General features: G+C 67.7%; 15 protein-coding genes. 9 read left to right on the top strand and 6 right to left on the bottom strand.

Features of this window, described 5'->3' with window-relative positions:
- Positions 1-389: 389 nt before the first annotated feature.
- Positions 390-902, bottom strand: coding sequence for a TIGR04338 family metallohydrolase (locus HOV91_RS35770; protein WP_174189640.1), 513 nt, complete (start codon positions 900-902; stop codon positions 390-392).
- Positions 903-1,023: 121 nt separating this feature from the next.
- On the bottom strand, positions 1,024-1,866 hold the full coding sequence (locus HOV91_RS35765) for a DUF2786 domain-containing protein (protein WP_174189639.1): 843 nt from the start codon (positions 1,864-1,866) through the stop codon (positions 1,024-1,026).
- A 122-nt stretch (positions 1,867-1,988) separates the two neighbouring features.
- On the opposite strand from HOV91_RS35765, the gene HOV91_RS35760 reads away from it, so the two are divergent.
- From HOV91_RS35760 to HOV91_RS35725, 8 genes are all read left to right on the top strand, one after another.
- Entirely contained in the window at positions 1,989-3,290 is a 1,302-nt protein-coding gene (locus tag HOV91_RS35760; RefSeq protein WP_174189638.1) for an ABC transporter substrate-binding protein, read from the top strand.
- Between the two features lie 13 nt (positions 3,291-3,303).
- Positions 3,304-4,365: a carbohydrate ABC transporter permease gene (locus HOV91_RS35755; RefSeq protein ID WP_174189637.1), complete on the top strand. Its 1,062-nt coding sequence runs from the start codon at positions 3,304-3,306 to the stop codon at positions 4,363-4,365.
- Positions 4,365-5,258, top strand: a complete 894-nt coding sequence (locus HOV91_RS35750; RefSeq protein ID WP_174189636.1) for a carbohydrate ABC transporter permease — start codon at positions 4,365-4,367, stop codon at positions 5,256-5,258. The genes HOV91_RS35755 and HOV91_RS35750 overlap by 1 nt, the downstream gene beginning before the upstream one ends.
- A gap of 271 nt (positions 5,259-5,529) precedes the next feature.
- On the top strand, positions 5,530-7,809 hold the full coding sequence (locus tag HOV91_RS35745) for a transglycosylase domain-containing protein (protein WP_174189635.1): 2,280 nt from the start codon (positions 5,530-5,532) through the stop codon (positions 7,807-7,809).
- 251 nt (positions 7,810-8,060) lie between these two features.
- Positions 8,061-8,519 carry a GyrI-like domain-containing protein gene (locus tag HOV91_RS35740; protein WP_174189634.1) on the top strand — a complete coding sequence of 153 codons (459 nt, stop codon included), beginning with the start codon at positions 8,061-8,063 and terminating at the stop codon, positions 8,517-8,519.
- A 10-nt stretch (positions 8,520-8,529) separates the two neighbouring features.
- Entirely contained in the window at positions 8,530-8,955 is a 426-nt protein-coding gene (locus tag HOV91_RS35735) for a GyrI-like domain-containing protein (RefSeq protein ID WP_174189633.1), read from the top strand.
- A 43-nt stretch (positions 8,956-8,998) separates the two neighbouring features.
- Complete coding sequence (locus HOV91_RS35730; protein WP_174189632.1) at positions 8,999-9,256, top strand: type II toxin-antitoxin system Phd/YefM family antitoxin; 258 nt, start codon at positions 8,999-9,001, stop codon at positions 9,254-9,256.
- Positions 9,253-9,522 (top strand): type II toxin-antitoxin system RelE family toxin, encoded by a 270-nt coding sequence (locus HOV91_RS35725; RefSeq protein WP_174189631.1) that lies wholly within the window; start codon positions 9,253-9,255, stop codon positions 9,520-9,522. Before HOV91_RS35730 ends, HOV91_RS35725 begins: the two co-directional genes overlap by 4 nt.
- Positions 9,523-9,584: 62 nt before the next feature.
- Here HOV91_RS35725 and HOV91_RS35720 read toward each other — a convergent pair whose 3' ends face one another.
- The 4 genes from HOV91_RS35720 to HOV91_RS35705 form a co-directional block, all read right to left on the bottom strand.
- Positions 9,585-10,685, bottom strand: coding sequence for an inositol-3-phosphate synthase (locus HOV91_RS35720; RefSeq protein ID WP_174189630.1), 1,101 nt, complete (start codon positions 10,683-10,685; stop codon positions 9,585-9,587).
- On the bottom strand, positions 10,678-11,235 hold the full coding sequence (locus HOV91_RS35715; protein WP_174189629.1) for a PadR family transcriptional regulator: 558 nt from the start codon (positions 11,233-11,235) through the stop codon (positions 10,678-10,680). The genes HOV91_RS35720 and HOV91_RS35715 overlap by 8 nt, the downstream gene beginning before the upstream one ends.
- Positions 11,236-11,347: 112 nt before the next feature.
- Complete coding sequence (locus tag HOV91_RS35710; protein ID WP_174189628.1) at positions 11,348-12,145, bottom strand: DUF1707 SHOCT-like domain-containing protein; 798 nt, start codon at positions 12,143-12,145, stop codon at positions 11,348-11,350.
- Positions 12,146-12,149: 4 nt separating this feature from the next.
- Entirely contained in the window at positions 12,150-13,259 is a 1,110-nt protein-coding gene (locus HOV91_RS35705; RefSeq protein ID WP_174189627.1) for a DUF1707 SHOCT-like domain-containing protein, read from the bottom strand.
- A gap of 113 nt (positions 13,260-13,372) precedes the next feature.
- Here HOV91_RS35705 and HOV91_RS35700 point away from each other — a divergent pair, with 113 nt between their 5' ends.
- On the top strand, positions 13,373-13,792 hold the full coding sequence (locus HOV91_RS35700; protein ID WP_043734321.1) for a DUF5318 domain-containing protein: 420 nt from the start codon (positions 13,373-13,375) through the stop codon (positions 13,790-13,792).
- The last annotated feature ends 287 nt before the right edge of the window (positions 13,793-14,079 follow it).

Here is a 14,079-nt window from a genome sequence, read left to right as displayed (position 1 = left end):
GCCGGACCCCCACCTGCTGGAGAGCCACCGCCACCCCGACGCCGACCGTACCGCGTGGTGGGAGGCGCGCTTGGCCCGCGTCACCGCCTTGGTCCCGCAGGTCCCGCGCGCGTAGCGAGAACCGCTGCCATCCCTCCGACAGCGACACACCTCTCCTATCGCGCCCTCCACCTGACAGCACCCGCGCCCCCCATCGCGTCGCGGTCGAACATCATCCGGTCAGCGCTTCGACTTCCTGCGATGCGATGCCACGGATTCGACCGCGGATCGTGGCACACGGAACACCCCCGCACGGCGCGACAGCACTCCGCCGACAGGCACTTCGCTCGACGTGGCCGGAGCAGGCGACGGTTGCGCCGCACCTCCCCGCTGCACGGTCAGCGGAAGGCTCACCCGATCCGGACGCCACAGCCGAGCATGGTGGTGCGCAGGAGCAGCGCCGCCTCGGGACCGACGACGCCGTCGACCAGTTCCAGGTACCGGTCGCAGAATTCCGGGCCGTGCGCGGCCACCGATCCGGGCGCGGGCTCCAGGTGATGCGCGAGTTCGTGCAGGATCACCAGTTCCCGCAGCGCCCAGGCGGTGCCACCGGTATGCAGCGGAACGGCGAGCACGGCCTCGGCCGCCTCGTAGTGGGCGGCGGTGGTCCCGGCGCGTGCGCGGACACGCACCGGGACGGCGGCCCGATCCCATCGCCCCCGCACCCAATTGAGGGCCAGCACTTTGTCCGTATAACTCTGCACGGATGCCACGGAGGCGAAGCGGCGCTCGATCGGCAGGGTGAGATGGGAACCGTAGAGCTCGACAGTCCGTGCTCCGTGCTCGTCGGCGCGGTCGAACACCCCGCGGACCAACTGCTCGGCGTCGTACACCTTGGCGCGTTGACCATCGCGCACACTCATCGCCGCGACGCCGATCCGGTCCCGGCGAACCTGAACCGGTTGCCGAATCCCCCCGGTGCGTCGACCGGCCACACGCGGCCGAGGCCCGCCGATATCGCACAGCCCGCGCTGCCCACGTCGATCAGCCGCCCTCGGACGTCAATTTCGCCCGCGCGGCCGGGAGTTCGGGTGCGGTCCCGATCCGCGCGGCCCGGCCCGCGCGATCGCCCGCCGCCCGCGCCGCCGCCGAATGCCCTGTCGAAGCCTGCGGCCCGCGCCAGGTGCCGCGCGCCTCCGACGTCCGGGCGTAGAAATCTGTGAGCTCGATCTCTTTGTCGCGGAGGGCCAGCGCGGCGCCGGTCGCCGGTCCGTCCCCGGGCAACACCTCGGCTTCGACCTCCGCCTTCACCTCGGCCAGCCGCCGCCCGATCCGCGCCGCGAACGCCATCTGGAAGTTCAGCCGCGCCGTCACGCCCGCCACCGGCGCCTGCACCCGCCGCCGGATCCGGCGACCCCACCGCTTCTCCACCACGATCTTCTCCACCGTGGCCGATCGGTAGGCGCCCGACTTGATGTACTGGTCGGACGCACGCACCATCTGCACCAGCAGACTGGCGTAGAGCGCCTCGCAGGTATCGATGTCGGAGTCGAAACCGTAGGCGTAGACCTGCGTCGATGTCCTGGCGACATCGCAGCGCACGTCGTTGGCCGCGGCGATCGCCACGAACAATTGGACGTAGGTGCGCAAACCGCGTTTGCCCGGCTCACCGATCGGGATGACGCGCTGCACGGGGGTGGACCTGCGCTCGCGTCCCGCGATGTGCGCTCGCGCCACCGCGAGATCGATGGACGACTTCGTGGCCAGGCGCTGAGCCGCGGCGAGGAACGCTTCGGCCTCGTGCTCGTTGTCGGTGGATTCGGCCTTGCGCAGCAGTCCGCCGATGCGGGTGAGCATCCGATCGGGGACCGCGTTCGGCGAAGACATCGCGCCCCAGCCTAGTGGGCGACTTCGCGCCACTGTCCCGCACGCCGGATCGACACCATGTATCTTGCCTTGTGCACCGGCAGGGTGTGCTGCCGCTCACGAACGATCCTGGAGTGTTTGCGATGGCTGTGAAGAAGGTGTCGTCCCTACGTTCGTCGCTCGTGCCACGGGCCGCGGTCGCGGTCGCGTCGGTCGGGCTGCTGACCGCGACGTTCACCAGTGCATGCTCCAGCGACAGCGGCGGCAGCCCGATCAGCCAGAACCTCACCGGACGCGGTCCGATCACCTATGTCGAGGGCAAGGACACCACCGAGACCGGCGCGGTCAAGCAGCTGATCGAGCGCTGGAACGCCGCGCACCCGGACGAGCAGGTGACGTTCAAGGAGCAGTCGAACGACGCCTCGCAGCAGTACGACGACCTCGTCGAGCACATGCGTTCCAAGCAGTCCAACTACGACGTGGTCGCCCTGGACGTGCCGTGGACCGCCGAGTTCGCCGCCAAGGGCTGGATCCAGCCGCTGAAGGACTCCTTCACCATCGACACCAGCGCGCTGCTGTCGCCACCGGTCGCCAGCGCCACCTACAACAACACGCTCTACGCCGCGCCCCGCAACACCAACGGCGGCTTGCTGTTCTACCGCAAGGACTTGGTGCCCAACCCGCCCAAGACCTGGAACGAACTGCTGGCCCAGTGCCCCATCGCGCGCCAGCAGAACATCGGTTGCTACGCGGGCCAGTTCGCGCCCTACGAGGGCCTGACCGTGAACGCGGCCGAGGTCATCAACGCCTACGGCGGCAGCTTCGTCGGCGCCGACGGCAAGACGCCCACGGTGAACAGCCCGCAGTCACGCACCGGACTGAAGGTGCTGGTCGACGCGTACAACAACGGCGACATCCCCAAAGAGGCCATCACCTTCAAGGAGCCGGAGTCCAGCAACGCCTTCGCTCAGGGCAAGCTGATGTTCCTGCGCTCGTGGCCGTCCACCTTCGGTGACGTCGGCGGCGAGGCCTCCGCCGTGAAGGACAAGTTCGCGGTCGCTCCGCTGCCCGGCGACAACGGCGTCGGCGCCTCCACCCTCGGCGGCTACAACGCGGCGATCAGCGCGTACTCCAAGAACAAGGCCACCGCCCTGGACTTCCTGCGCTTCCTGATCAGCGAGGACGCGCAGCACATCGTCGCTTCCGGCGCGCTGCCCTCGGTGCGCGCGTCCATGTACGACGACCCGGCGCTGATCGCGAAGATGCCCTACCTGCCCGCGCTCAAGGACTCCATCGCCAGCGCGGTCCCGCGCCCGGTGACGCCCTTCTATCCAGCGGTGAGCAAGGCCATCCAGGACAACGCCTATGCTGCGTTGAACGGAACCAAGTCCGTCGACGACGCGATCACCGGTATGCAAAAGGGTATCGAGACCGCCGGATCGTAAGTGATCGAGCGCGATGGACCCGACGAACCCGCAGGAGAGAGAAACGGTGTCGGATCCTTCGGGAACGGCGACTAGCGTGCCGAAAGACGACGAAGCTGTTGCGGCCGAGCGTGGCTTCGCCGCGCGGCTGGCGCTGGACCTGCGACGCTCCGGGAAAGCCTGGGTGTTCGTCACGCCGGTGCTCATCGCGCTCGCGGTGGTCATCGGATATCCGGTGTTCCGGGCGCTGTGGATGTCCTTCCAGAAGGACTCCGGGCTCGACCCGGCCACCGGCATGTTCGTCGAAGGCGGCAGCGCCGGGTTCGCCAACTACACGCACTGGCTGCTGCAGCAATGCCAGGTCGTGACCGGCGAGACGGTGCCGTGCCCCACCGGCAACCTCGGCTCGCAATTCTGGATGGCCATCGGGGTCACGCTGTTCTTCACGGTCGTGACCGTCGCGCTGGAGGCGACGCTCGGCCTCGGCATGGCCATGGTGATGGGCAAGACCTTCCGCGGCAGGGCGCTGCTGCGCGCGGCCGTGCTGATCCCATGGGCCATCCCGACCGCCGTCACCGCACGGCTGTGGGAGTTCATGTTCCAGTACGACGGCGTGGTCAATCGCGTTCTCGGCACCCACATTCTGTGGACCTCCGACGCCTGGCCCGCCCGGTTCGCGGTGATCGCGGCCGACGTGTGGAAGACCACGCCGTTCATGGCGCTGCTGCTGCTGGCCGGTCTCCAGGTGATCCCCTCCGACGTGTACGAGGCGGCTCGCGTCGACGGCGCGTCGGCCTGGCAGCGGTTCACCCAGATCACGCTTCCGCTGCTGAAACCGGCCCTGCTGGTCGCGGTGCTGTTCCGCACCATGGACGCACTGCGCATGTACGACCTGCCCGCCATCATGACGCTGGGCAATCCGTCCACCCGCACGGTGTCGATCCTGGTGGTCGACCAGGTCCGGCAAGGCCCCAACAGTGCCGCCGCGTTGTCCACCATCACCTTCCTTCTGATCTTCGCGGTCGCGTTCGTGCTGGTGAAGGTTCTCGGGGCCAACGCGGTTCGCACGCAGGAAGAACAGCGGGAGGCGCACTGATGTCCGTGCAGACAGTGGACAAGCCCGCCACCGGGCAGCACACCGCACAGCCGGTTCCGTGGACCAAGCGCCTCGGCTCGGTACGGCTGTACCTCGGCGCCCTGATCGTGCTCGTCTGGGGTCTCGCGCCGTTCTACTGGATGGCGGTCACCGCGTTCCGCGACCCCGACTACACCTTCGACAACACCCCGTGGCCGACGCACGTCACGCTGGAGAACTTCCGCAACGCGTTCGACACCAGCCGCGGCAACAACTTCGGCAAGGCGCTGGTCAACAGCATCGTCATCGGCTCGATCACCACGGTGATCGCGCTGGTGATCGGCGTGCTGGCCGCGTACGCGCTGGCCCGGCTCACCTTCCGCGGCAAGTACGTGGTGGCCGGCCTGATCCTCAGCGCCTCGATGTTCCCCGTCGTCGTCCTGGTCACCCCGCTGTTCCAGCTCTTCACCAACCTCGGCTGGATCGGCGAGTACCAGGCGATGATCATCCCGAACATCTCGTTCGTGCTGCCGATGACGGTCTACATCCTCGCGTCGTTCTTCGCCGAACTGCCGTGGGAACTCGAAGAAGCCGCGCGGATCGACGGCGCCACCAAGATGCAGGCGTTCCGCTTGGTCATGCTGCCACTGGCCGCTCCCGCCGTGTTCACCACCGCGATTCTCGCGTTCATCGCGGCGGTCAACGAATACCTCTTGGCCCGTTTGCTCTCCAGCGACAAGACCGAGCCGGTCACCGTCGCCATCGCCCGCTTCTCCGGCAACAACCCTCTGGTGCAGCCCTACGCGGCGATCATGGCGGCCGGCACGATCGTCACCATCCCACTGGTCGTCATGGTCCTGCTGTTCCAGCGCCGGATCATCTCCGGCCTCACCGCGGGCGGCGTGAAGAGCTGAGTTTTCGGCCGCGCGGGCGCGGCGGGTTCGCGGCAATGCTTGGTCTCGCTTCGCTCGAAACCTGGGGTTGAGCTGGGTGGTTGCGGCGCAGGGTAGCTATAGGCCGAGTGACCGCAGACAGGGTGACCGCAGGCTGTGTGTACCGTTGGGTCGGGCGTGTCGCCGATGGAAAGTGGAAAGACTGCTTGTGGGAGGACGCGGTAAGCTCTGCTTTTCGATGCTCTTTTCCGTTCGTTCGTGCAGGTGAGTTCGTCCGGCGCTCCGGGAGGAGATGATCGTGAGCTCGTTCCGCAAACCGCGAGAACGTAGGCGCGGCGGCAAGGGCGCTCCCCCGACCGCACCGTATGCCTCGATCGCGGGCTGGACCGAGCGGCCGGAAGCGGCGAAACGCAACGCGCGCAACCGTCGTGAACGCGTGGCTGCTCGCCGGGCATCGCGGCCGCCGGTGGCGCGTCCGGCGCCGGAGGAGAATCGGCCGCCGCGCAGCAGAGCCGAACGTATCCGCCGACTGCTGCTCGCCTTGTTCATCCTGTTCGGCGTGGTGCCCGCGCTGCTGTCGGTGCTGGCGTACTGGAGTGCGGAGATCCCGGAACCGAGTGCGGTGCAGACGAATCAGATCGCGACCATCCTGGCGGCCGACGGCCGCACGGTGATCGCGAAAATCGTCCCGCCGGACGGCAATCGGACGCCGGTCCCGCTGTCCGAGGTGCCGCAACCGGTGCGCGAAGCTGTGCTGTCGGCCGAAGATCGCAATTTCTACAGCAACCCCGGTTACTCGACTTCCGGCTTCCTGCGGGCGGTGCGGGACAACCTGCTCGGGAAGGACAACGCGGGCGGCGGCTCCACGATCACCCAGCAGTACGTCAAGAACGCGTTTCTCGGCTCCGAGCGCACGGTCACCCGCAAGATGCGCGAGCTGATCATCGCGGCGAAGATGGCGCGGCAGTGGAGCAAAGACGACATCCTCGCCGCCTACCTCAATACCATCTACTACGGCCGTGGGTCCTACGGCATCGCCGCGGCGGCCAAGGTCTACTTCGACAAACAGGTCAACCAGCTGACCCTCGCGGAGGGTGCGGTGCTCGCCGCGCTGATCCGGACGCCCTCGATCCTGGACCCGGAGACCCACCTGCCGGAATTGAAGGCGCGCTGGCGCTACGTGCTCGACGGGATGGTCGAGATGGGCGTCCTCGCGCCGGGTGATCGTGACGCCACCACTTTTCCGCTGATCGTCCCGCTCGCCCAGATCCCGGACGACAACGTGGCCCGCGGCCCCGAGGGCCTGATCCGCAACCAGGTGGTGCGCGAGCTGCGCGACTCCGGCATCAGCGAACGCGACCTGAACAAGGGCGCGCTGCAGATCACCACCACCATCGACGCCAGGGCACAGCAGGCGGTCCTGGGCGCGGTGCGCGACCGGCTCGGTTCCCAGCCGCCGGAACTGCGTGCCGCGGTGGTGTCGATCGATCCCCGTTCCGGCGCGGTGCGCGCGTACTTCGGCGGTTACGACGGCATCGGCTTCGACTTCGCCCAAGCGCCGTTGCAGACCGGGTCGGCGTTCAAGGTGTTCGCGGCCATCGCCGCGCAGCAGCAGAGCATTCCGCTGTCGCGCGTGCTGGACAGCTCCCCGGTGACCGACCGCGGTACCCGGATCACCAACGTGGACGGCGAGTCCTGCGGCAAGTGCACCATGGCCGAGGCGCTGAAACGCTCGCTCAACACCAGCTTCTACCGGTTGACCATGTCGATGTTCGACGGGCCGCAGGCCATCGCGGACGCGGCGCACGCGGCGGGGATCCCGGAAGAGCTGCCGGGCGTGGCGGGCAAGACCCTCAGCGAGGACGGCGGTAAACCGCTGAACGGGATCGTCCTCGGGCAGTACGTGGTCCGGCCCATCGACATGGCCTCGGCCTACGCCACGATCGGCGCCTCAGGCGTGTACCACCGGCCCTATTTCGTGCAGCGGGTGGTGACCGGTGACGGGCGGGTGCTGCTGGATCGCGGCCCGGAGCAACAGGTCGGCGAACAACTGCCCGAGGGGCAGCAGCGCATCTCCCGGAAGATCGCGGAGAACACCACCGAGGCGATGCTCCCGATCGCGGCCTACTCCAACGGGCACGCACTGAAGCACAACCGTCCCTCGGCCGCCAAGACCGGCACCACACAGCTCGGCGCGAGCGATCTCAACAAGGACGCGTGGATGATCGGCTTCACGCCGTCGCTGTCCACGGCGGTCTGGATCGGCACCGAACAGTCCCAGCCGATCCGCACCGCGCGCGGAGCCGACATCTACGGCTCCGGCCTGCCCGCCGACATCTGGAAACAGGTGATGGACGACGCGCTCGACGGCACACCGATCGAACAGTTCGCAGGCACGCAGCCGCCGGCCGGACCGAATCAGACCAAGCCGCCCTCCGGCGGGCCCTACGACATCCTGAATCCACCGCAGCAGTCACCGCAGCGCGAACCCGTGGTGATCATCCCCTCCAGCGCGCAACCGCCCAGCGAGGTGGAGATTTTCCCGGGGCTGAGCATTCCGGTTCCTGGATAGCGATGATGCTGTGACCTTCCGTCGCCCGGTGGAACGCATGACGTGGCAGCATCGTTTGCCAGAGTGAGAGCGAACAGCGAGTGCGTCGGAACGGGCCGACGCCGAAACCGCGGAAACGATGCGGAAGGATATGCGCTCGAGCGACGGCAGCGCGGCGCGAGCGACGGGCCCGGAGGCGGTAGCCTGCGTCACCATGGAGGGCACCGGGAGCGACGCCAATTGAAGACAGACGAGACATAGGGGCTACGCCGGTGGATTTCAATGTCGTTGACCAACCCGAGACGCTGGTGGCGGGAACAGTGCTTCGCAGCCCCGCGCTCGCGGTCGAAGGACCGCGCCGCGCGAAAGTCGAAGAGGCGTGGAAGCGCAACCTGGCCCGCAAGCTGCCCGGACCGCCGACCACGGCGTACGTCGACCACGCGCCGGAGATCAATTCGTACCTGACCCACATCGTCGGCTACCGCTGCCACAGCCTGGCCGACCTGCTGCCCGGCGACGTGCTCGCCCGGGTGCCCGCCGGGCGCTTCGCCCGGTTCGTCGCCAGTGGAGACAATCTCGGCGACACCATCGTGAGCATCTGGCGAGCGGTGTGGGACGCGGAGGCCGCCGGGCGGCTGGTGCGTGCCTATACCGGCGACTGGGAGCACTATCCGGACGCACGCACGGTGGAAGTCTTCGTGGCAATGGCAGACGATCAGGGCAACGGGTAGGAAACAGACAGTGGACTTCGAGATCGTCACATTGCCGCAGAGCATGGTCGCGGGCCTTACCGTGCCGCTGGCCGGCCGCGAGGTGACCGCGCGTGACCTCGACCTGGTGAATTTCACCTGGGATCGGTACCTGGCACGGGAGAAGAACGTGCCGCGAGTGGCCGCCTACATCGGCCAGAACGATCACGCCGTCGCCGTGCTCGGCTACGAGATCGGCGGTATGGGGGAGCTGGACCCCGGCGACGTGCTCACCATCATCCCGCCGGGCCGCTACGCCAAGTTCGTCGTCGCCGACAAGCCCTACGACCTGCTGCGCACCGCCTGGGCGCAGGTGGCGAAAGCCGAGAGCGCGGGAACCATCACCCGCTCACACACCGCCGAAGTGGAGCGCTACACCGGCCCCGCCTCGGTGGAGGTCTACGTCTCGCTGGACTGAATCCGCGCGCTGAAGTGTACACGATAATGTGTACACTTCAGGTATGTCGGAGATCAGTATCCGGGAGTTGCGCGCCAACCTCGCCGCTCACATCCGTGAAGCCGAATCCGGCGAGCAAGTGATCATCTTGCGCGACGGCGCGCCCGCCGCAGCGCTGGTGCCGTTGTCCATGGTCGAGGCGTTCGATGCGGCCGAGGACGAACTTCTCGCGCGTGAAGCCGAAGTCAGGCTCGCGGCCGACGAGCGGACCTTCACCATGGCGGAGGTGCTGGCCGACCTCTTCGAGGACGACACGAAGTGAAGTACCGCTTTCGCTTCCTGGAGTCCGCCCGCCGGGAACTACTCGCCATCGAGCGTCAGGACGCGATGCGAATCCTGACCGCGCTCACGGCACTCGGCGACGACCCCTATGCTCCGGGGCTGGATGTGAAGAAGTTGTCGGGCCACGATGACCTGTTCCGCCTGCGAGTCGGCAGATACCGGGTCGCCTACCGGGTGGACAACGGCGTGCTCGTGATCCTCGTGGTGAAGGTCGGCTGGCGGAAAGACGTCTACCGCGGCCTATAGATCGAGGGGAGGTCGGCCGAGAGCGTCTCGCCTTCGGCCGACCTCATGCCCTGGTACGGTGCCTATTCCGCACCGATGATGAACGCCTCCAGCTGGGCGCGCGCGATGTCGTCGGCGAGCTGCTGCGGCGGGGACTTCATCAGGTAGGCCGAGGCCGGGATGACCGGTCCGCCGATGCCGCGGTCCTTGGCGATCTTCGCCGCGCGCACCGCGTCGATGATGATGCCCGCGGAGTTCGGCGAGTCCCACACCTCGAGCTTGTACTCCAGGTTCAGCGGCACGTCGCCGAAAGCGCGGCCCTCCAGGCGGACGTAGGCCCACTTGCGGTCGTCGAGCCAGCCGACGTGGTCGGACGGACCGATGTGCACGTCGTTGGCGCCCAGTTCCTTCTTCAGGTTGCTGGTGACGGCCTGGGTCTTGGAGATCTTCTTCGACTCCAGGCGCTCGCGCTCGAGCATGTTCTTGAAGTCCATGTTGCCGCCGACGTTGAGCTGCATGGTGCGGTCGAGCTGCACGCCGCGGTCCTCGAACAGCTTGGCCATCACGCGGTGGGTGATGGTGGCGCCGACCTGGCTCTTGATGTCGTCACCGACGATCGGCACGCCCGCCTTGGTGAACTTCTCCGCCCAGACCGGGTCGGAGGCGATGAACACCGGCAGCGCGTTGACGAACGCCACACCGGCGTCGATCGCGCACTGCGCGTAGAACTTGTCGGCTTCCTCCGAGCCCACCGGCAGGTAGGACACCAGCACGTCGACCTTGTTGTCCTTCAGCACCCGGACGACGTCGACCGGCTCGGCCTCGGACAGCTCGATGGTTTCCGCGTAGTACTTGCCGATGCCGTCGAGGGTCGGGCCGCGCTGCACGACGACATCGCTCGGCGGCACGTCGGAGATCTTGATGGTGTTGTTCTCGCTGGCGAAGATCGCCTCGGCCAAGTCGAAGCCGACCTTCTTCGCGTCCACGTCGAACGCGGCGACGAACTTGACGTCGCGGACGTGGTAGGGCCCGAACTTCACGTGCATCAGGCCGGGAACGGTCGAGGTCTCGTCCGCGTCCTTGTAGTACTGCACGCCCTGGACCAGCGAGGAGGCGCAGTTACCCACACCTACGATGGCGACGCGAACTTCTGTGGCGTTGTCAGCCTTCTCGATGTCACTCATGGCCGATATTTCCCTCTTTCTGTGGTGCCGCCTTCGTCGATTGCTCCGCCGCAATCAACTCGTTGAGCCAGCGCACTTCGCGCTCGCTTGATTCGAGCCCGAGTTGGTGGAGCTGCCGGGTGTAGCGATCCAGCGACCCGCTGGCCTTCTTGATCGCCTCCCGGAGCCCCTCTCGGCGCTCCTCGACCTGACGCCGCCTGCCCTCCAGGATCCGCATCCGCGCTTCCGCGGGAGTGCGGCTGAAGAAGGCCAGATGAACGCCGAAGCCGTCGTCGGTGTAGTTCTGCGGTCCGGTGTCGGCGAGCAGCTCGCTGAACCGCTCCCGCCCGGCCGGGGTCAGGTGGTAGACCCGTCGCGCACGGCGTGTCGTCGCGCCCGCGGGGATCTCCTCGGCGATCAACCCGTCCGCCTGCATGCGGCGCAGGGTGGGATAGAGCGACCCGTAGGAGAAGGCCCGAAACGCCCCGAGCAGGCCGGTCAGCCGCTTGCGCAGCTCGTACCCGTGCATGGGCGCTTCGAGGAGCAGCCCGAGGATTGCCAGTTCGAGCACCGGGCTTCACCCCCTGACTGTGTACAGACCTAACCGATGGATGCGACTTTCCACTATATCGGAGCGATACATCTGTGCACAGTCGTCACCCGTGGGAGGACAGAGTTCGGAATCAGCGAGGGCGCGGGAAGATCGCGACCGGCTCGCCCGTGAAAGTCACCTTCGCGTGCCCGGACGCGCCACCTTTGCACTGGACGTAGATATTCACCACGGGGCCGCGGTCGACCGCGCCGGGCGAGTCGTACTCCATGCCGACGTGGCTGATCTCGCCGTCCGGGCACTGCACCGTCTGCGGCGCACCGGCCAGCAGCCGGGCGATGGCGGGCACGTCGACGGAGGCGAGGTCGAAGGCGGGCGTCCCCGACTTGCGCTCCGCGGTCGTGGAGCTACGGAAGTCACCGTCGTAGTAGTAGTCGCTGGTCTCGGAGGCGTGGCCCGGTGTCTGCCGGTCCACGAGCGCGTACTTCGGATACAAGGTGACCTCGTCGGCGATCAGATCGCCGAACTGCGACTGGTACTCCGCGAGGAAATAGGCCAGACCTGCCCCGGTGGTCATGTCGGGAACGTTCTCCGACGACCCCGGCAGATCGACGCCGCAGCGGCTGATCGCGCCAACCATCGCACCCGCGACCAGGGCGGCGGCGACCGTCGAGACCGGTGCCAGCCAGCGCCGCGGGCGACGCCGGTCCACCCGGACGACGGGGGCGTTCGCCAGTTCACCGGGAATCTGCAGATCACCGATCAGCGCGTCCAGCTCGCCGAAGGAAGTGGCCCGCATCGCCTTGGCGGTCCGGGCGGCGTGCTCGCTTTCGGTGAGCTGGCCCTCGGCCAGCGCGGTGTCGAGCAGGCCGCACACGTCGGCGCGGTCGGTGTCGCGGGCGCGAATGCCGCTGTATCGGGTTGTCGCCATTGCCTTATCCCTTGAACGGCCAGACGCGGCGCACCTCGCCCGCCGGGGTCATCAAGAAGTTGCCACTCTCCCTGACGGAGTTGCTCACGTAGACCCTGACGATGGGTTGACCAGCGGGAATCCCATACTGAGCGTAGAGACCGACGTCGTTGACGCTCACCGCGAAATGCGTCACGGCGCCGCCGGGAACCTGAGTGATGGTGGCCGCGTCGGCGAGCGCCCGGCCGATCGCCGCCACGTTCAAGGCGCCGAGATCCACCGACGGGGTGTCGGTCTTGCGCGTCGTGATCTCTTTGGACTGCGCGAAACCTCCGCGGTAGCCGTACTCGACCTTCCGGTTGGATTGGCCGGGCAGAGCTCGGGCGAACGAGGCGTACTCGGCGTGCACGGTCAGTTCGTCCACCTGGAGGTCCCCGAACTTCTGCTGATAATTACGCAGGAACGTCGCGACTCCTTCGGTGGTGACCAGACTGGGCGTCGGAACTACCAGTGGCTGCACCGCCCCGAGGTCCAGCACGGGCACGGCTTGTGCCGCAGACCGCGGTTCTTCCGCGGCCCGGGTGACCGCGAGAAATCCGGCACAGGCCGCCAGCACCGCGGCCGCGATGACCGCCCCCTGATACCACCGGCGGCGCGAGCGCGGCGGACGCGGCACGGGCGCCGCATCGCGGGGCCGCTGTAGGTCCGCGACCAGATCCGCGAGATCGCCCAGGGTGCGCGCCTCCGCGGCGAGCTCGGTGAGGGCATCGTGCTCGTCTTCGGACAGCTGGCCGTCGGCGCGGGCGCGGTCCAAGAGTTCGCGAGTAGTGGCGCGATCGGCATCGCGTGCCCGGGTGTGAGCAGGATAACTTCCCCCGGATCCCGCGCGGCGCAAGGGTTTTCGCGTGGCCGACGATCCACCCGTGGTGAACCCTCGAGTGACGGCGGAGGTTTGCAGATCGGCGGTGAGCGCCGCCAGCTCGCCCAGCGTTTTCACCGCCGCGGCCTGCGCGATTCGGTCGTGATACTCGTCGGCGCCGAGCTGGCCCTCGGCATAGGCAGCATCCAGCACGCTGGACGCGGTGGCGCGGTCGAGGTCACGCGCTCGCGTGCGCCCGGATGCTGCGGTGGACACAGACGGATCGTAGTCCGGATAACGGCGCGCCGCGCTGGTTCGGTGGCCGCCGGGGACCGGTCAATCCGCACAGCCCGGGGCGGCGGGATTGCAACACCGCTACTCTGGTTCTCGTGCGAATTCAGCGGCAAGTTGTCGACTACGCCCTCCGGCGCCGGTCGCTGCTGGCTGACGTCTATGCGGGCCGGGTCGATGTCGCCGAGGTGTGTGATGCGAATCCTTATCTCTTGCGTGCGGCGAAGTTCCATGGCCGGGGGAGCGAGGTCACATGCCCCATCTGCCGGAAAGAACAGCTGACCCTCGTATCCTGGGTCTTCGGCGACGGCCTCGGACCGGTCGCCGGATCGGCTCGCACGCCCGAGGAGCTGGTGCGCCTCGCCGAGACTCGCGAAGAGTTCTCGGTCCACGTCGTCGAGGTATGCCGGACCTGCAGCTGGAATCATCTGGTGCAGTCCTACGTGCTCGGTTCCGCACCGGCGCCGCCGCGCCGCCGCACCGGGACACGCGCGAACCGGCGCACTGCCGCCGAATGAAGTGCCTGGTCATCTGCCCGTCGGGTGACTCGCGGAGCCGGCCTGCGTCCGCCGCGGTGACGACTACCGCTGATAGCCACTTGGACCGCTACGAGTTATGGAGATCTTGTCAGTGAATTCGCCCTACGAGACTTCCCCCTACGGCGATGAGCCACATGGCGGCCGTCCTCCACGGAGTTCACGTCCAAGTCCCAACCCGTATCAGAATCCACGCCCCGGTCCCCCGCCCGGCGCCCGTCCGGGTCCGCCGCCCGGTGCGCGGCCCGGCGCACCCTTCCCCGGCGAAC

The organism is Nocardia barduliensis (assembly GCF_013315795.1).
Taxonomy (GTDB): Bacteria; Actinomycetota; Actinomycetes; order Mycobacteriales; family Mycobacteriaceae; genus Nocardia; species Nocardia barduliensis.
This window is presented reverse-complemented; position numbering and strand designations above follow the sequence as displayed.